This window comes from Variovorax sp. W2I14 (assembly GCF_050435205.1).
Lineage (GTDB): Bacteria > Pseudomonadota > Gammaproteobacteria > Burkholderiales > Burkholderiaceae_C > Variovorax > Variovorax paradoxus_C.
On sequence record NZ_JBNDJX010000001.1, the window covers coordinates 6212783 to 6229501 of the forward strand.

Here is a 16719-nt window from a genome sequence, read left to right on the forward strand (position 1 = left end):
GGTGTTCAGTGTCCTTGTGCGGGAAGTGCGGCCACGGCGGCAGCGGGTCGGTCGAGCATCAGCAGGCGGATCGCCAGGCCGACCATCACGATCGCGAGCAACGTGCGCTGGAATTTCTCGGCACCCGGCCGGCGCTGCAGCCAGCGCCCGACCTGTCCGCTGCAGGCGCCCAGCAACGTGTTGAAAGCGAGCGCGGCCACCGACAGCACCACGCCCAACTGCACCAGCTGCAGCGCCACGTTGCCACGCGCCGGATCGACGAATTGCGGCAGGAACACCATGAAGAACAGCAGCGCCTTCGGATTGACGAGGTTGTTCAGGAGCGCCATGCGCACGATGCGCCCGAAGCCGGCGGGCTGGGCCTTCGCACCCACGCGAAGCCCGCCGCCGCTGCGCAGCGCCTGCACCGCGAGCCACACCAGGTACAGCGCGCCCGCATAGCGCAGCACGTCGAACGACGGCGGCCAGGCGGCGACCAGCGCGGTGACGCCGGTCGCCGCGAACAGCGTGTGCACCAGGTCGGCGGCCGAGATGCCGATGGCCGCCGCGAACCCGCCGCGCGGCCCGTGCGCCACGCCGTGCGAGAGCACGAAGGCCATGTTCGGGCCGGGCGAGAGGAACAGCGCCAGCACCGCAAGCAGGAAGAGGGAGAGCGTCGCGAGTCCGATCATCGGCAGGCCCCTTTTCTTTACACCGGTGCGGGCGTGAGCTTGTGCTCGCCCAGCAGTTCCAGCTCTTCGCGCAGCGTGACCGCGAGCGCGGCGACGGCGGTATCGATCTCTTCCACGCTGGCCTTCACGAACGACAGGCGCAGCGTGCGCGGATCGCCCAGGCCCGCGTAGAACGGCGCGCCGGGCACAAAGGCCACGTTGCGCTCGACGGCCTTGGGCAGCAGCTTCACGGTGTCGATGCCCTCGGGCAGGCGCGCCCACAGGAACATGCCGCCCTTGGGTGCGTTGAACTTCACGTCCAGGCCGGCCATCTCGCGGGTGAGCGCCGCGATCATCGCGTCGCGCTGGCGCTTGTAGAGGGCACGGATGGTGGGCACGTGGCGCTCGAGGAAGTTGTCCTTCATCACGGCCGACACCATGCGCTGCGTGAAGATCGGCGTGTGCAGGTCCACCGCCTGCTTGGCCTGCAGCAGCTTCGGGTAGATGGCCTTCGGTGCCACCAGGAAGCCCAGGCGCAAACCGGGCGCCAGCACCTTCGAGAACGAACCCAGGTAGATGCAGCCTTCTGGGTTGCGCGCGGTCAGCGGCAGCGGCGGGGCTTCGTCGAACCAGAGCTCGCCGTACGGGTTGTCTTCGATGATCGGCAGGCCCGCTTCGGCGGCGGCGGCCGAGACGGCGGCACGGCGCGCCTCGGTCATGGTGCGGCCCGTCGGGTTCTGGAAGTTGGGCAGCAGGTAGACGAAGCGTGCGGCGTCTTCGGAAGCGCGCCCTCCGGTCGCGCGTGCCTTGGCCACGAGGTCGTCGACGATCACGCCGTCTTCATCGCTCGCCACGCTCACCGGGTTCGGCTCCATCGGGCCGAAGGCCTGCAGCGCGCCGAGGTAGGTGGGCGTCTCGACCAGCACCTTGCTGCCCGGATCGATCAGCACCTTGGCCACCAGATCCAGGCCCTGCTGCGAGCCGGTGGTGATGAGCACCTGAGCGGGGTCGACGTTCCACGGCAGCATGTCGGCGACGGCCTGCCGCAGCGGCGCGTAGCCCTCGCTCGCCGCGTACTGCAGCGCGGCCTGGCCGTCGTTGTGCAGCACTTCGGCGCAGGCATCGGCAAAGGCCTGGATCGGGAAGGTCTTGGGCGAGGGCAGGCCACCCGCCAGGCTGATGATGCCGGGGCGTTCGGTGACCTTGAGGATTTCACGCAGCACCGACGGGTTCATCTTGGCGGCACGGGCGGCGAGTTTCCAGTTCATGGTGTTTCTTCTTTCAAGCGGGTGAGGTGAGATTCGAGGGCAGGTCGCCAGGGGATGCAACAAGGATTTTGTTGCAGCCGGCGTGGAGTGCAGCGGTCATCGGTTTCTTCCGGCCGCGCCCGCCGGGAGCGGCGCCGCAGCTGGAGCGGCCTGCGGCTGCGAGAGCTTCTTGCCGATGACCACGGTGACCACCACCGCGATCGCAAAGCCCAGCGTCACCACATCGAGCGGTTCGCCCAGGATCGGGATCGACGCGAGGATCGACAGAAAGGGCTGCAGCAACTGCGTCTGGCTCACGCGCAGCGCGCCGCCGAGGGCAAGGCCTCGGTACCAGGCGAAGAAGCCGATCCACATCGAGAACATGCCGACGTAGACGAAGCCCAGCCACGACGCCGTGGCGATGGGCGTCGTGGGCCAGAGGAGCAGCGTGGCCGGCAGCGTCACCGGCAGGGCCATCACGCAGACCCAGCAGATCACGCGCTCGGCACCCAGCGAAGGCGTGACTTGCGCGCCGTAGATGTAGCCGAACGATGCCGCGATGACCGCACCCACCAGCAGCAGGTCGGCCCATTCGAAGCCGAAGCCGTGTCCGCTCTGGCTCGCGCGCAGCACCGAGAACACCACCACCAGCAGGCTGCCGGCGACCGCGCAGAGCCAGAAGCCGAGGCGTGCGCGCTGATGCAGCACCCAGGCCGCGACCGCGGCGGTGACCAGCGGCAGCAGCGCCGTGACGACCGCCGCGTGGCTGGCCGTGACCACCCGCAATGCGTAGCCCAGCAGCAGCGGATAGCCGATGACGTTGCCCAGCACCGCCATGCCCAGCGGCTTCCACTGGTGCGATGCGGGCCGCGGCGAGCGCGTGGCCAGGAGGAAGATGGCCGACAGCACGCCCGCCAGCGCCGCGCGCCCGAGCGTGACGAACCATGGCGACAACTGAGGCGCAGCCTGCGTGCCGGTGGCCAGCCGAGTCATGGGCAGGGTCACCGCGAACAAGGCTACGCCGATCACGCCGAGCCACATGCCCAGCGTCTCGTCCTTGATGTCGAGGCGCTTTGTCATGGCGCAGCCTCCGCGCTGCGCGCTGCGGCATTCGCCTTGGGAGCGGCCCGGCGGCTCATACGCTCACCATCCACCATGCGGTCAGCACCAGCACGAGGCCCATCGCGCGGTTGAACCACAGGAGGCGCTTGCCCTTGGCAAGCCAATCGCGCAGCAGCGCGCCGACCAGCGCATAGGCGAAGTTGCTGACGAAGGCATAGAACAGCATCACCGGCGCGACGATGGCGAAGCGCGAGAGCGCATCGGGCTGGCCGGCGATCCATCCGGCCACCAGCGTGAGCGCGAGGAGCCACGCCTTGATGTTGACGAACTGCAGCATCACGCCCTGGCCGAAACCGACCGAGAGGCTGGCGCCGTCGGCCTTGCCGAGCTTGGCGCTGCCGCTGAGCTTCCAGGCCAGCCACAGCAGGTAGGCGATGCCCAGGCCCTTGATCGCCAGGCGCAGCGGCGGCACCGCCACCACCAGCGCGCCGAGGCCGGCGGCGCAGATCGCCAGCAGCAGCGTCCAGCCGATCGGCACCGCGACCACGAAGCGCATCGCGCGCGGCAAGCCGCCGTTGGCCGCCAGGGCGGTGGAAAGCGTGGTGTTGGGACCGGGCGAAAAACTCATCGCCGTGGCCAGCACCAGCAGCGCGGTGAATTCTTGCCAGTTCATGACACACACTCTAAACTTGAGACCATTACAGTGCCAGTACAGATGGTCAGACAAATCTGGAATCTGTATTGGTCAATCTTTCGACACAGCATGCTGACACGAACCTCCACCCAGTCGTTGACCAGCCAGCTCGCGGACCGCCTGGCCGAGCGCATCCGCACCCGGCTGCTGCCGCCCGGCGCCCGATTGCCCTCGGTGCGCGAGTGCGCGCGGCAGCAGGGTGTGAGCCCATACACGGTGGTCGCCGCCTACGACCAACTGCTCGCGCAGGGACTTGTCGAAGCCCGCCGGCAACGCGGCTTCTACGTGCGCGATTCAGCCCCGGTACAGGACGGCCGCCCGGCCAACGGCGCGGCCGCGCCAGGCCTGAGCGGCATGCCCGCGGCCATGGCCGTGCAGATGATGGCCTCGCGCGTGCCGGCCGACGCGAGCTCGCTGATCCGCAGCATGTTCCACCGCCCGAGCGACAAGCCGCAGCCCGGCATGGGCGTGTTCCCGCCGGACTGGATGACGTCCACCTTCGTCCCCACGGCCGTGCGGCGCATGACCAGTACAGCCGTGCTGCAGGAGCTGTCGCTCCAGTACGGCGAGCCCTCCGGCGACATGAGCCTGCGCCGCAGCCTCTCGCAGAAGCTGGTGGGCATCAACGTGCCGGCCGCGCCCGACCAGATCATCACCACCATCGGTGCGACCCATGCGCTGGACATCGTGAGCCGCACGCTGCTGCGACCGGGCGATCCGGTGATGGTCGAGGAGCCCGGCTGGGCGCTGGAGTTCGCGCGGCTCGAGGCGCTGGGCATGCGCATCCTGCCGGTGCCGCGCCGCGCCGACGGGCCCGACCTGGAGGTGATGGCGCAATACTGCGTGCTGCACAAGCCCAAGCTCTTCGTGAGCGTGAGCGTGCTGCACAACCCGACGGGCTACAGCCTCACGCCCGGGAGCGCGCACCGGGTGCTCAAGCTGGCGAACGAGCACGACTTCCACATCGTCGAGGACGACACCTACAGCCACCTCGCGCCCGAGCACGCCACGCGGCTGAGCGCGCTCGACGGGCTGCAGCGCACTGTCTACGTGAGCGGCTTCGCCAAGATCATCGCGCCCAACTGGCGCATCGGTTTCCTGGCCGCGTCCCCCGCGCTGAAGGAGCGGCTGCTGGAGACCAAGCTCCTGGCCACGCTCACTTCGCCCACGCTGTTCGAGCGGGCGTTGTCGTGGTGCATCGACCAGGGTCAGCTACGCAGGCATTCGGAGCGCATACGCATCCGGCTCGACGGCGCGCGCGGGCGGGCGGTCAAGCTCGCCATGTCGCACGGCTGCACCTTCGCCTCGGAGCCGGCGGGGCTGTTCGGCTGGGTCGACACGGGCGTCGACACCGACGCACTCACCCAGCGCATGCTCGACCAGGGCTACCTGCTCGCGCCGGGCTCGCTCTTCCATGCGCGCCGGCCACCGAGCACGATGATGCGGATCAATTTCGCGACCTCGCAGGACGCGACTTTCTGGAAAGTTTTCAGCAAGGTGCGGGGCGAGCTCTGACACAGGTAAAAGCCCGCGCCCGGCGGGCCAAAGGCCAAGGCCTTGGAGTAAGCTGGCAGCACAAGAAAACCCAGCCAGGAGACCTCCCGCATGACCAACGCCAGCCAACCCTTCAACTTCAGCCAGTTCGTCCCCGGATTCGACTTCCTGAAGAACCTGGCCGGGGGCGCCGCGGCAGGCACCGGCGCCGCATCGTCGGTGCCGGGCATCCCCAGCCTGGCGAGCTGGGTGGCGCCAACGCTGAGCGTGGAAGAGGTCGACAAGCGCATCCAGGAACTCAAGACCGTGCAGTACTGGCTCGAGCAGAACGGCCATGCGCTCAAGGCGACGATCCAGGCGCTCGAGGTGCAGAAGATGACGCTCTCCACCCTACGTGGCATGAACGTGCGGATGGAAGACCTGGCGAGTGTGTTCACCAAGCAGGCGGCCGCCGCTGCTGCTCCGGCGCCGGCGTCCTTTGCAGCGGCTGCGCCCGAACCCGAGCCGGTCGAGGAAGAAGACGAAACCGAGATCGAGGAAGAAGCAGAAGAAGCACCCGCACCGAAGAAAAAGCCGCGCAGCAAGGCTGCCTCCGGCAAGGCTGCGGCCGACGGCGCCGGTGTGGTCGATCCGATGCAATGGTGGGGCTCGCTGACCGAGCAGTTCCAGCAGATCGCCAGCACGGCGCTGCAGGACGCGGCCCAGCTCAAGGTCCCCGCCATGGCCCAGCCGCTGGCCGATGCGGTCGGCAAGGTGATGGGCAAGACAACAGCCGCCGCAAAGAAGCCCGCGGCCAAGACCGCGACGAGAACCGCGGCCAAGAAGGCGGCAACGCCCGCCGCGAAGAAAAAGACGTCGGCCGCCGCGCGCAAGCGAACCACCGGCCGCCGCTGACGTCCCGCACATTCCACTTTTGAAGAGAACGGGTTGGCACGCATCATGAAGTTGTTTTCTACGGGTCATGCCACCCATCCGCAATGGCGCATGGCCGCCGGCCTCGTGCTGGCCCAGTTGCGCGCGCAGATGGCTCTGCCCGAATACGCGTCGTCCCCGACGCTCGGGCTGCTCTACATCACCGACCACTACGCGTCCGAGGCGCAGGACATCCTCGATCACCTGAGCGCCGAGTTGCCCGAGGTGACCGACTGGTCGGGCACCGTCGGCATCGGCGTCTCGGCCAACAACGCCGAATACTTCGACGAGCCTGGCATGAGCCTCATGCTCTGCGCGCTGCCGAGCGACCAGTACCGCGTGTTCTCGGGCGTGGCGCCGCTGAGCAATTCGGAAATGAGCGGGTTCGAGGCGCACACCGCGCTCGTCCACGCCGACCCCGCGACGCCGGACCTCACCGAGCTGATCGGCGAAATGGCCGGCCGCGTCGACACCGGCTACCTCTTCGGCGGACTCTCGTCAGGCCGTGGCGGCGCGCTGCAGTTCGCGGTGGGCGGCAACGGCAACATCCGCGGGCATGGCGCGGCCGGCGGCGTGTTCTCGGGCGGCCTGTCGGGCGTGGTGTTCGGCGAAGGCGTACGGGTGGTGTCGCGCGTTACCCAAGGCTGCCAGCCGCTGCGATCGGGCGTGCGCGAGCGCGAGATCACCGAGGCCGACGGCAACCTCCTGCTGAAGCTCGACGGCGAGCCCGCGCTCGACGTGCTGCTGGCCGACCTGCAGGTCTCGCTCGAGCGGCCGCAGGAGGCCATCGATGCGGTGCGCAACACGCTGGTCGGCCTGGCCGACGCGGGCAGCGACGGCGTGCGCCGCACCGGCGACCTGGGCGCCGACGTGCTGGTGCGCCACATCATCGGCCTGGACCCGACGCGCCGCGGCATCGCGATCGCCGACACGGCCGAGGCCGGCATGCGGCTGACCTTCTGCCGCCGCAATGCGCAGGCTGCGCGGGCCGACCTGATGCGCATCTGCGCGGAGATCCGCGAAGAGCTGGAGCCGGAAGAACAGACGCTGGCCACCGCCCGCGCCGTTGCTGCCGGCGAAGCCGAAGCGGCGCCGCACCCCGCGCGCCGCATCGCAGGCGCGGTGTACGTGAGTTGCTCCGGGCGCGGCGGGCCGCACTTCGGCGCGCCCGGTGCCGAGCTGCAGATCGTGCGCCACGCGCTGGGCGACGTGCCGCTGGTCGGCTTCTTCGCCGCGGGCGAGATCGCCCGGCATCACCTGTATGGCTACACCGGCGTGTTGACGGTGTTCACCAGCAAGGATTGACGGCGCGCGGTCAGGCCGGCTGCAGCACGCGCGGCGCCGGTGCCGGCATGCCGGTGAACGCAAAGTCCACCTCGGGCGCAAGCCCGCTCACGATCCGCGCGATCGACTTGCCCGATCCGCACGCATGCGTCCAGCCGAGCGTGCCGTGGCCCGTGTTCAGGTACAGGTTCGGCAGCTTCGTCTTGCCGATCATCGGCACGTTGCTCGGCGTCGCGGGGCGCAGGCCTGTCCAGAACTGGGCCTCCGTGGTGTCGCCGGCACCGGGGAACAGCTCTTCGACGCGCCGCACGATGGCTTCGCAGCGCACGCGATTCAGGTCGCGGTCGTAGCCGTTGAGCTCGGCCGTGCCGGCGATGCGCAAGCGGTCGCCCGATTCAGACGTGTAGCGCGAGAACACGAGCTTGAATTCGTCGTCGGTCAGCGAGACCTGGTGCGCCTTCGATGCGTCCTTGACGGGCAGCGTCACCGAATAGCCCTTGGCCGGGTAGATCGGCAGGCGGATGCCCAGCGGCGCCGCATACAACGGGCTCAATGAACCCATCGCCAGCACGAAGGCATCGCCGCGGATGCGCTGGAAGCGGCCTTCGCTGTCGGTCGCCTCGACGTGGTCGATGCTGCCGCCGGCTTCGCGCAGCGCGGTCACCGTGTGGCTCATGAGGAACTTCACGCCGGCCGCGGCCGCGAGGCCGACCAGCTCGCGCGCGAAGCGGTTGGCGTCGCCGGATTCATCCTCGGCCGTGTAGGTGGCGCCGGCCAGTTGGGGTCGGATGTGGGCGAGGGCGGGCTCGATCTTCACGGCCTCGTCGGCCGAGATCACCAGCCGTTCGCAGCCTAGGGCACGCATCTGCTCGGCGGGCTTGAGTGCGCCGTCGAACTCCTTCTGTGTCGTATAGAAATGCAGGATGCCCTGGGTGCGCTGGTCGTAGCTCAGGCCCGTGTCTCGGCGCAGTTGCTGCAGCGTGTCGCGGCTGTAGGTGCCCAGGCGCACGATCTGCTCGATGTTGTGCTTCGTGCGCGCCGGCGTGCATTCGCGCAGGAACTGCAGGCCCCAGAGCCACTGGCGCATGTCGGCTCGGATGCGAAAGAGCAGCGGGGCGTCTTCCTTGCCGAGCCACTGCAGCACCTTGAGCGGTGCGCTGGGGTTGGCCCAGGGTTCGGCGTGGCTGACGGATATTTGCCCGCCGTTGGCGAAGCTGGTTTCGGCGGCCGGGGTGGCCTGCCGGTCGATGACGGTCACTTCGTGGCCGAGTTGCTGGAGGTAATAAGCCGAAGTCACGCCGAGCAGGCCGGCGCCAAGAACGATCACGCGCATTGCAAGTACCTTTGAGGTGCAGCGCTTGAATGGCGGGCGTGGTGTGCTATTCAATCAATAGCAAGCAACCGGACGTCCGCCGTCCAAGTTGCCGCTCCCCCTGTCCTCGATACCTGAGAGATTCACCTGTTGCGCCTTGCAGCAGGTTTGCTCCTTCGGTGCATCGCGACACCTTTGCGGGGTGCGATGGCTCTCCAGACGGCGTTTGATTTGATGCAGTACTGACCCCTTGCCGAAATTACAAAGAACTTCGTTGGGCCGACCTGAGCGTTTATGGGAGTTTGCGCCTTCGGTAGGGCCACCGGGGTGGCCCGCTCTCCTGCAGTGGGGGCGATTGTAGGTGGGCCCCGCGGATGCGCCAACCCTGGATTTCGGCCCTGTGGGCCGGTGGGATAATCGCCCGTTCATTCGCCAGAGGGCGATCGTTCGACAACAACAGGGGACCCCATGATCCTGGTAACCGGCGGCGCAGGCTTCATTGGCGCCAATTTCGTACTCGACTGGATCGCGCAGAGCGATGAGCCGGTCGTGAACCTCGACAAACTGACCTACGCGGGCAACCTCGAGACACTCGCGTCCCTCAAGGACAACCCGAAGCACATCTTCGTCCAGGGCGACATCGGCGACAGCGCGCTGCTCGACCGCCTCCTGGCCGAGCACAAGCCCCGCGCCGTCGTGAACTTCGCCGCCGAATCGCACGTCGACCGCTCGATCCACGGCCCCGAAGACTTCGTGCAGACCAACGTGCTCGGCACCTTCCGCCTGCTCGAATCCGTGCGCGGTTTCTGGAATGCGCTGCCGGCCGACCAGAAGGCTGCCTTCCGCTTCCTGCATGTGTCGACCGACGAGGTCTACGGCTCGCTCTCCAAGACCGACCCGGCCTTCACCGAAGAAAACAAGTACGAGCCCAACAGCCCCTACTCGGCCAGCAAGGCCGCCAGCGACCACCTCGTGCGCGCCTGGCATCACACCTACGGCCTGCCGGTGGTCACGACCAACTGCTCGAACAACTACGGGCCGTTCCATTTCCCCGAGAAGCTCATCCCTCTCATGATCGTCAACGCACTGGCCGGCAAGCCGCTGCCCGTGTACGGCGACGGCATGCAGGTGCGCGACTGGCTCTACGTGAAGGACCACTGCAGCGCCATCCGCCGCGTGCTCGAAGCCGGCAAGCTCGGCGAGACTTACAACGTGGGCGGCTGGAACGAGAAGCCCAACATCGAGATCGTCAACACCGTCTGTGCGCTGCTCGACGAACTGAGCCCCAAGGCCGACGGCAAGCCGTACAAGGAACAGATCACCTACGTGACCGACCGCCCGGGCCACGACCGCCGCTACGCCATCGACGCGCGCAAGCTCGAGCGCGAGCTCGGCTGGAAGCCCGCCGAAACCTTCGACAGCGGCATCCGCAAGACGGTCGAGTGGTACCTCGCGAACGGCGAGTGGGTGCGCAACGTGCAAAGCGGCGCCTACCGCGAATGGGTCGAGAAGCAATACGACGCGAAGGCGGCGGCATGAAGCTGCTGCTGCTGGGCAAGGGCGGACAGGTCGGCTGGGAGCTGCAGCGCAGCCTCGCGCCCCTGGGCGAACTGGTGGCACTCGACTTCGACAGCACCGATTTCAACGCCGACTTCGGCCGTCCCGAGCAACTGGCCGAGACGGTGCTGAAGGTGCGGCCCGACGTCATCGTCAACGCCGCAGCGCACACCGCGGTCGACAAGGCCGAGAGCGAACCCGAGTTCGCGCGCAAGCTCAACGCCACCTCGCCCGGTGTCGTGGCCGAAGCCGCGCAGCAGATCGGCGCGCTGATGGTTCACTACTCGACCGATTACGTCTTCGACGGCAGCGGCAGCAAGCCCTGGAAGGAAGACGATGCGACCGGTCCGCTCAGCATCTACGGCAGCACCAAGCTCGAAGGCGAGCAACTGGTGGCAAAGCACTGCGCGAAGCACCTGATCTTTCGCACGAGCTGGGTGTATGCGGCACGCGGCGGCAACTTTGCCAAGACCATGCTGCGCATCGCCAAGGAGCGCGACAAGCTCACGGTCATCGACGACCAGTTCGGCGCGCCCACCGGCGCCGAGCTGCTGGCCGACATCACCGCGCACGCCATTCGCGCGACGCTGCAGGACCCGTCCAAGGCCGGGCTCTATCACGCGGTGGCCGGTGGCGTGACCACGTGGCATGGCTATGCGCGCTTCGTGATCGAGCAGGCAAAGGCGGCGGGTGTCGAACTCAAGGCCGGCCCCGAGGCGGTCGAGCCCGTGCCCACCACCGCATTCCCGACGCCGGCCAGGCGGCCGCACAACTCGCGCCTGGACACCACCAAGCTGCAATCGACCTTCGGCCTCGTTCTGCCCGAGTGGCAGTCCGGCGTCGCCCGCATGTTGCGCGAAACCTTCTGACATCCGTCGAGCAAGACAAGAGACACGAACGAACATCCCATGACCCAAACGACGCAACGCAAAGGCATCATCCTCGCCGGTGGCTCGGGCACCCGCCTGCATCCCGCGACGCTCGCCATGAGCAAGCAACTGCTGCCGGTGTACGACAAGCCGATGATCTATTACCCGCTCAGCACGCTGATGCTGGGCGGCATGCGCGACATCTTGATCATCAGCACGCCGCAGGACACGCCGCGTTTTCAGCAGTTGCTGGGCGATGGCAGCCAGTGGGGCATGAACCTGGAGTACGCGGTGCAGCCGAGCCCGGATGGGTTGGCGCAGGCGTTCCTGATCGGTGAAGAGTTCGTGGGTAATTCGCCGAGTGCGCTGGTGCTGGGGGACAACATCTTCTATGGCCATGACCTCGTGCACTTGCTTGCCGACGCCGATGCGAAGCCATCCGGCGCAACCGTGTTCGCGTATCACGTGCAGGATCCTGAACGCTATGGTGTGGTGGCGTTCGATGCGAATGGTAAGGCCAGCAGCATCGAGGAAAAGCCGCTGAAGCCCAAGAGCAGCTATGCGGTGACGGGGCTGTATTTCTACGACAACCAAGTCGTCGACATCGCCAAGGCGGTGAAGCCAAGCGCGCGCGGCGAACTTGAAATCACCGCGGTCAACCAGGCGTACCTCGACCTCGATCGGCTGAACGTGCAGATCATGCAGCGCGGCTATGCGTGGCTCGATACAGGCACGCACGACAGCCTGCTCGAAGCGGGGCAGTTCATCGCCACGCTGGAGCATCGGCAGGGGCTGAAGATCGCGTGTCCTGAAGAGATTGCGTGGCGCAATGGCTTCATCTCGACCGAGCAACTCGAAAAGCTTGCGGCGCCGCTGGAAAAGAGCGGCTACGGCAAATACCTCAAGCACCTGCTGAGCGATGAGGTGCGCTCGTGAAGGCCACGCCTACCTCGATTCCTGACGTGCTCGTGATCGAGCCCAAGGTGTTCGGCGATGCGCGGGGGTTCTTCTTCGAAAGCTTCAATGGCAAGGCCTTTGACGAGGCGGTGGGCAGGCATGTGGAATTCGTGCAGGACAACCACTCGCGATCGGCCAAGGGCGTCTTGCGTGGTCTCCACTATCAGCTGGAACAAACCCAAGGCAAGCTGGTGCGCGTCACGCGCGGCGCGGTGTTCGATGTGGCGGTGGACATCCGGCGCGCGTCGTCCACGTTCGGTAAATGGGTGGGTGTTGAACTCAGCGAGGACAATCACAAGCAGTTGTGGGTGCCCGAAGGCTTCGCCCATGGCTTTCTGGTGCTGAGCGAATCGGCGGATTTTCTATACAAGACCACCGACTACTACGCACCGGCGCACGAGCGTGCGATCCGTTGGGACGACGAGCGCCTCGGCATCCAATGGCCGGATGTGGGGGGGGCACCAACGCTCTCCGCCAAGGATCTTGCAGGTTTGCCAATGGACCTTGCGGAACTGTTCGAACGGTGACCGGCCCCACCTTTCGGAAAAAAATGAATGAGCTTGTTGATGGAAGCGAAGCAAAGATGATCGATTTGGCAGGTTTCGAGCAGGAACTGCGGGGGCGGAAGGTCTTCGTCACCGGGCACACGGGCTTCACTGGCGGATGGGCGTGCCTTTGGCTGCAATCCATCGGCGCTGTCGTCGAAGGCTATTCGCTGCCCGCGGAAACTACCCCGTCACTCTTCGCGGCCGCAGGCCTCGAAAAGGACGTGCAGGGCACGCTCGGGGACATTTGCGACTACGACCGGCTGCTGGCTGCAATGAAGGCCTTCGATCCCGAACTGGTACTGCACTTGGCGGCGCAGCCGCTCGTTCGGCGTTCATACCGGGAGCCGCTTCGGACTTTTCAGGTCAACGCTCAGGGCACGGCCCATGTGCTCGAGGCAGCCCGCGTTACCGGCGTGCGCGGCGTGGTCTGCGTGACCACCGACAAGGTGTACCGCAACAACGAGTGGCCTTGGCCTTATCGGGAAAACGATCCGCTCGGCGGCAAGGATCCTTACAGCGCATCTAAGGCTTCAGCCGAGATGGTGATTCAGAGCTATGCCGCGTCCTACCCGTTTACGGAGGGCAAGGGGCCGGCGATCGCGACGGCACGTGGCGGCAATATTGTCGGCGGCGGCGACTGGTCCGAAGACCGACTCATCCCCGACTTTGTGCGCAGCGTGGTCAACGCTACGCCGCTGACGCTGCGCTATCCGCAGGCCACTCGTCCCTGGCAACACGTGCTTGCGCTGGTGCACGGATATCTGCTGTTGATGTCGAAACTGGTCGGGTCGAAGCCGCAAGACGCCGCACGCGCGTGGAACCTGGGGCCGCAGGATCCGAGGCAGTACTCAGTGCGTGAGGTGCTGGAACTCATGAGCGACGAGTGGCAGCGTCCGCCGCTGGAGTTCATGGACAACCCGCTGCCCGAGGCGGGGGCTCTCGCGCTCGATAGTTCGATTGCCCGCAACCTGCTCGGCTGGGCGCCGGCCTGGGACACGCACCGCGTGGCGCGCGAAACGGCGGCCTGGTATCGCAAATACTACGAAGCGCCGCACTTGGCCAAGGACATCACGTTGGCGCAGATCGAGGCCTGGCGCGGAGACATCCGCGCATGATCTACATGATCGGTGGACGAGGCCGGTTAGGGCAGGCGATCCTTTCTTCGCGCGGTTCGCTGGAAACCATTTGCCTGGACCGCGCGGTCTACGAGGACTGGTGGCAGCCCGCGGCCGCAGGGGCGATCGAACGCTTCTTCGAAGCCGCGCCAGTCGGTTCGGTCGTGCTTGTCACTGCCGGGTTGCTGGATCCGACGCTTTCCGCCGCAGAACACCGCCGCGTCAACGTCGAGCTTCCGATGCGTGTGATCGACGGCGCATGCAGAGCCGGATTGCGCGTGGTGACCTTCGGCACGGTGATGGAGCGGCTGACCCGGCATCCCAATCCGTACGTGGCCAGCAAGGCGGAGCTCGGTGTTTTCGTCACGGATCGCGCCGCCGCGGGCGATGCGGTGCTGCACCTCCAAGTGCACACCTTGTATGGCGGCGGCGCACCCGCGCCTTTCATGTTCCTCGGGCAACTCTGCCAGGCGTTGCGCGATGGCCTTCCGTTCGAGATGTCGCCGGGCAGGCAACTGCGCGAGTACCATCACGTCGATGATGAAGCGACCGCGCTGCGCGCACTGTTGGAGACTGGCGTCACGGGCGTTCTGCCGTTGAGCCACGGTGCGCCAGTCACGTTGGCCGACCTGGCTCGCGGTGTGTTCGATGCCGTAGGGCGGCCGGAGTTGCTGCGCATCGGCGCACGTCCTGAACCGCCGGACGACAACTACGCAACGGTGCTGGCAAGAACCCCGCAGATCGAACAGATCGATTTCAGGGCCACCTTGCCGGGCGTGGCCGCTTATGTGCAGGCTCAACTGCCCGGATTGCAGCAAGCATGAACGGAGATATTCATTTGTCTGCAAAGCGACCGCTGGTGTCCATTGCCATTCCCGTGCTCAACGAAGCCGGCAACCTCGATGCGCTCTATGCACGCTTGGTGGCCCTGGGAGAGCGCATGGCGGATCGGTGCGATCTCGAATTTGTTTTCACAGACAACCATTCGGACGACCAGACCTGGTCGATGCTGACCCGGCTCGCCGAGCGAGATCCTCGCATTCGGGCGCTGAGGTTTTCGCGTAATTTCGGATTCCAGAGTTCGATTCTTGCCAACTATCTGCATGCGCGGGGAGATGCCGTCCTGCAAATCGACGCCGACCTGCAAGACCCGCCCGAGATGCTGGAGGAGTTCTTCGCGCTCTGGCAGCAGGGTTATCACGTGGTCTACGGTATCCGCCGTAAACGGCGCGAAGGCATGCTGATGAACCTGATCCGCAAATGCGGCTACTGGGTCATCGACCGGGTCAGCGAACACCCGATTCCACGCGATGCAGGCGACTTCCGATTGGTCGATCGTGCGGTGATCGAGGCCATTGCCAAGTCGCGCACGAGCAACCCCTACCTGCGCGGAATGATCGCCGGGATGGGATTCAACCAGACTGGCATCGCCTACGACCGCGATGCGCGCACGGTGGGCGAAAGCAAGTTCAACGTGATGCGCCTGATGCGTCTCGGACTGACGGCCGTGTTCAACCATTCGACCGTGCCCGCTGCGCATGGCTTCATTCCTGGGAGTGGTTATCCTCTTGGGTTGCCTGGCGGCATCGGTCTACTACGTCATCCTCCGCCTGCTGCAGCCTGACCTGCCGCGCGGATTCGTCAGCATCCAGCTGCTGATTCTTTTCGGCATCGGGCTCAATGCGTTCCTGCTGGGAATCATCGGCGAATACATCCTGCGGATCTATCGCGTGCTGCGCGCGGATCCGATCGCCATCGTTGAGCGCACGCTTAACATGCAACCGAACGATCTCAAGCTCTAGGGAACACACATTCATATGAAAGCAGTCATCCTCGCCGGCGGTCTCGGCACGCGCATCGCCGAAGAATCCGACACCAAGCCGAAGCCGATGGTCGAAGTCGGCGGCCGGCCGCTGCTGTGGCACATCATGAAGATGTATGCCAACCATGGAATCAAGGACTTCGTGGTCTGCCTGGGCTACAAGGGCTACGTGATCAAGGAATTCTTCTTCAACTATTACCGGCACATGTCGGACATGCGCATCGACCTGCGCAACGGCGATCACCAGATCCTGGACAGCCAAGCCGAAGACTGGCGCATCACGCTGGTCGATACCGGGGCCGACACCATGACGGGCGGACGTCTCAAGCGGGTTGCAAGATACCTCGACGACGAGACCTTCTGCCTGACTTATGGCGACGGCCTGTCGGACGTGAACATCGGCGCTGAAGTGGAATTCCACAAACGGCACGGCAAGCTCGCCACGGTGCTTGCGGTGCAGCCTCCGGGCCGCTTCGGTGTGCTGAATATCGATGCCGATCAGAAGGTCTCGAGCTTCGAAGAGAAGCCGAGCGACGAAATCGGCTGGATCAACGGTGGCTTCTTCGTCCTGGAGCCGAAGGTGATCGACTACGTTGCGGACGACACCACGTCCTGGGAACGTGCGCCGCTCATGAATATCGCAAAGGACGGCCAGCTCGCGGGTTTTCAGCATCACGGGTTCTGGCAACCTTGCGACACGTTGCGCGACAAGCGCGAACTCGAGGCGCTCTGGAACAGCGGCAAGGCGCCCTGGCGCACCTGGGAGTGAGGCAACTCCTCCGTTTTGCGGTGGTGGGTGTACTGAACACCGCCGTCGGCTATGCGGTGATCTTCGCTTGCATGTACTTGGTGGGCTGGGGAGCGGTTGTCAGCAACATCGCAGGCTATGCGGTGGGACTGGTTGTCTCGTACACCCTGAACCGTACTTTCACATTTCGCAGTGCAGCGGGAAAAAAACGTGAAATCGTTCGCTTTCTGTCAATCTTCATGGTGGCCTATCTGGCCAACATCGGTGTGTTGATGCTGCTTATCGACCATCTGGGTATGCACAAGGGGTGGGCGCAGCTCGCAGCCGGGGCGGTCTATACCAGCCTTTTCTATGTGTTGAGCAAGTACTACGTCTTCGTCGAAGCGCATTCGGAAGCCACCAGCCGTTGAAGACGGACCAAGTCGGCACGGCCGGCCACGAAATCAGG

General features: G+C 65.8%; 18 protein-coding genes and 2 riboswitches. Of the genes, 13 read left to right on the forward strand and 5 right to left on the reverse strand.

Features of this window, described 5'->3' with window-relative positions; genetic code table 11:
* Positions 1-5: 5 nt before the first annotated feature.
* The 4 genes from QF040_RS29005 to QF040_RS29020 all read right to left on the reverse strand — a co-directional run bounded on the left by QF040_RS29005 (position 6) and on the right by QF040_RS29020 (position 3632).
* Positions 6-671, reverse strand: a complete 666-nt coding sequence (locus QF040_RS29005; protein ID WP_429613828.1) for a LysE family translocator — start codon at positions 669-671, stop codon at positions 6-8.
* Positions 672-688: 17 nt separating this feature from the next.
* Positions 689-1918, reverse strand: a complete 1230-nt coding sequence (locus QF040_RS29010; RefSeq protein ID WP_429613829.1) for a PLP-dependent aminotransferase family protein — start codon at positions 1916-1918, stop codon at positions 689-691.
* A gap of 96 nt (positions 1919-2014) precedes the next feature.
* Positions 2015-2977, reverse strand: coding sequence for a DMT family transporter (locus QF040_RS29015; protein ID WP_429613830.1), 963 nt, complete (start codon positions 2975-2977; stop codon positions 2015-2017).
* 55 nt (positions 2978-3032) lie between these two features.
* Complete coding sequence (locus QF040_RS29020; RefSeq protein WP_429613831.1) at positions 3033-3632, reverse strand: LysE family translocator; 600 nt, start codon at positions 3630-3632, stop codon at positions 3033-3035.
* Between the two features lie 90 nt (positions 3633-3722).
* On the opposite strand from QF040_RS29020, the gene QF040_RS29025 reads away from it, so the two are divergent.
* The 3 genes from QF040_RS29025 to QF040_RS29035 all read left to right on the forward strand — a co-directional run bounded on the left by QF040_RS29025 (position 3723) and on the right by QF040_RS29035 (position 7364).
* Positions 3723-5168 (forward strand): PLP-dependent aminotransferase family protein, encoded by a 1446-nt coding sequence (locus tag QF040_RS29025; protein ID WP_429613832.1) that lies wholly within the window; start codon positions 3723-3725, stop codon positions 5166-5168.
* Between the two features lie 90 nt (positions 5169-5258).
* Positions 5259-6041: a PhaM family polyhydroxyalkanoate granule multifunctional regulatory protein gene (locus tag QF040_RS29030; protein WP_429613833.1), complete on the forward strand. Its 783-nt coding sequence runs from the start codon at positions 5259-5261 to the stop codon at positions 6039-6041.
* A 45-nt stretch (positions 6042-6086) separates the two neighbouring features.
* A complete protein-coding gene (locus QF040_RS29035; protein ID WP_429613834.1) occupies positions 6087-7364 on the forward strand; it encodes an FIST signal transduction protein in 1278 nt (425 codons plus the stop codon).
* A 10-nt stretch (positions 7365-7374) separates the two neighbouring features.
* Here the strand turns inward: QF040_RS29035 and QF040_RS29040 are convergent, their stop codons facing one another.
* The gene (locus QF040_RS29040; RefSeq protein WP_429613835.1) at positions 7375-8676 is read right to left on the reverse strand and encodes a D-amino acid dehydrogenase; all 1302 of its coding nucleotides are present in this window, start codon (positions 8674-8676) and stop codon (positions 7375-7377) included.
* 90 nt (positions 8677-8766) lie between these two features.
* Positions 8767-8884, reverse strand: a riboswitch (glycine riboswitch).
* Between the two features lie 33 nt (positions 8885-8917).
* A riboswitch (glycine riboswitch) is annotated at positions 8918-9008 on the reverse strand.
* A 115-nt stretch (positions 9009-9123) separates the two neighbouring features.
* Here QF040_RS29040 and rfbB point away from each other — a divergent pair.
* The 10 genes from rfbB to QF040_RS29090 are packed head-to-tail and all read left to right on the forward strand — an operon-like array spanning position 9124 to position 16681.
* A complete protein-coding gene (rfbB, locus tag QF040_RS29045; protein WP_429613836.1) occupies positions 9124-10194 on the forward strand; it encodes a dTDP-glucose 4,6-dehydratase in 1071 nt (356 codons plus the stop codon).
* On the forward strand, positions 10191-11081 hold the full coding sequence (rfbD, locus tag QF040_RS29050) for a dTDP-4-dehydrorhamnose reductase (RefSeq protein ID WP_429613837.1): 891 nt from the start codon (positions 10191-10193) through the stop codon (positions 11079-11081). The genes rfbB and rfbD overlap by 4 nt, the downstream gene beginning before the upstream one ends.
* Positions 11082-11120: 39 nt before the next feature.
* On the forward strand, positions 11121-12017 hold the full coding sequence (gene rfbA, locus QF040_RS29055) for a glucose-1-phosphate thymidylyltransferase RfbA (RefSeq protein ID WP_429613838.1): 897 nt from the start codon (positions 11121-11123) through the stop codon (positions 12015-12017).
* Entirely contained in the window at positions 12014-12565 is a 552-nt protein-coding gene (gene rfbC, locus QF040_RS29060) for a dTDP-4-dehydrorhamnose 3,5-epimerase (RefSeq protein WP_429613839.1), read from the forward strand. Before rfbA ends, rfbC begins: the two co-directional genes overlap by 4 nt.
* On the forward strand, positions 12562-13701 hold the full coding sequence (rfbG, locus tag QF040_RS29065) for a CDP-glucose 4,6-dehydratase (RefSeq protein WP_429613840.1): 1140 nt from the start codon (positions 12562-12564) through the stop codon (positions 13699-13701). The genes rfbC and rfbG overlap by 4 nt, the downstream gene beginning before the upstream one ends.
* Entirely contained in the window at positions 13698-14525 is an 828-nt protein-coding gene (locus QF040_RS29070) for an NAD-dependent epimerase/dehydratase family protein (protein WP_429613841.1), read from the forward strand. The genes rfbG and QF040_RS29070 overlap by 4 nt, the downstream gene beginning before the upstream one ends.
* Positions 14522-15325: a glycosyltransferase family 2 protein gene (locus QF040_RS29075; RefSeq protein WP_429613842.1), complete on the forward strand. Its 804-nt coding sequence runs from the start codon at positions 14522-14524 to the stop codon at positions 15323-15325. The genes QF040_RS29070 and QF040_RS29075 overlap by 4 nt, the downstream gene beginning before the upstream one ends.
* The gene (locus tag QF040_RS29080) at positions 15270-15503 is read left to right on the forward strand and encodes a hypothetical protein (RefSeq protein ID WP_429613843.1); all 234 of its coding nucleotides are present in this window, start codon (positions 15270-15272) and stop codon (positions 15501-15503) included. Before QF040_RS29075 ends, QF040_RS29080 begins: the two co-directional genes overlap by 56 nt.
* 15 nt (positions 15504-15518) lie before the next feature.
* The gene (gene rfbF, locus QF040_RS29085; RefSeq protein ID WP_429613844.1) at positions 15519-16292 is read left to right on the forward strand and encodes a glucose-1-phosphate cytidylyltransferase; all 774 of its coding nucleotides are present in this window, start codon (positions 15519-15521) and stop codon (positions 16290-16292) included.
* The gene (locus QF040_RS29090) at positions 16289-16681 is read left to right on the forward strand and encodes a GtrA family protein (RefSeq protein ID WP_429613845.1); all 393 of its coding nucleotides are present in this window, start codon (positions 16289-16291) and stop codon (positions 16679-16681) included. The genes rfbF and QF040_RS29090 overlap by 4 nt, the downstream gene beginning before the upstream one ends.
* The last annotated feature ends 38 nt before the right edge of the window (positions 16682-16719 follow it).

What these genes read in the sequence shown, in the direction of transcription:
- QF040_RS29075 (WP_429613842.1), top strand. Translation starts at nt 14,522, where the DNA reads ATGAACGGAGATATTCATTTGTCTGCAAAGCGACCGCTGGTGTCCATT.
- rfbF (WP_429613844.1), top strand. Translation starts at nt 15,519, where the DNA reads ATGAAAGCAGTCATCCTCGCCGGCGGTCTCGGCACGCGCATCGCCGAA.
- QF040_RS29015 (WP_429613830.1), bottom strand. Translation starts at nt 2,977, where the DNA reads ATGACAAAGCGCCTCGACATCAAGGACGAGACGCTGGGCATGTGGCTC.
- rfbD (WP_429613837.1), top strand. Translation starts at nt 10,191, where the DNA reads ATGAAGCTGCTGCTGCTGGGCAAGGGCGGACAGGTCGGCTGGGAGCTG.
- rfbB (WP_429613836.1), top strand. Translation starts at nt 9,124, where the DNA reads ATGATCCTGGTAACCGGCGGCGCAGGCTTCATTGGCGCCAATTTCGTA.
- QF040_RS29010 (WP_429613829.1), bottom strand. Translation starts at nt 1,918, where the DNA reads ATGAACTGGAAACTCGCCGCCCGTGCCGCCAAGATGAACCCGTCGGTG.
- QF040_RS29030 (WP_429613833.1), top strand. Translation starts at nt 5,259, where the DNA reads ATGACCAACGCCAGCCAACCCTTCAACTTCAGCCAGTTCGTCCCCGGA.
- QF040_RS29070 (WP_429613841.1), top strand. Translation starts at nt 13,698, where the DNA reads ATGATCTACATGATCGGTGGACGAGGCCGGTTAGGGCAGGCGATCCTT.
- QF040_RS29025 (WP_429613832.1), top strand. Translation starts at nt 3,723, where the DNA reads ATGCTGACACGAACCTCCACCCAGTCGTTGACCAGCCAGCTCGCGGAC.
- QF040_RS29035 (WP_429613834.1), top strand. Translation starts at nt 6,087, where the DNA reads ATGAAGTTGTTTTCTACGGGTCATGCCACCCATCCGCAATGGCGCATG.
- QF040_RS29005 (WP_429613828.1), bottom strand. Translation starts at nt 671, where the DNA reads ATGATCGGACTCGCGACGCTCTCCCTCTTCCTGCTTGCGGTGCTGGCG.
- QF040_RS29040 (WP_429613835.1), bottom strand. Translation starts at nt 8,676, where the DNA reads ATGCGCGTGATCGTTCTTGGCGCCGGCCTGCTCGGCGTGACTTCGGCT.
- rfbA (WP_429613838.1), top strand. Translation starts at nt 11,121, where the DNA reads ATGACCCAAACGACGCAACGCAAAGGCATCATCCTCGCCGGTGGCTCG.
- QF040_RS29020 (WP_429613831.1), bottom strand. Translation starts at nt 3,632, where the DNA reads ATGAACTGGCAAGAATTCACCGCGCTGCTGGTGCTGGCCACGGCGATG.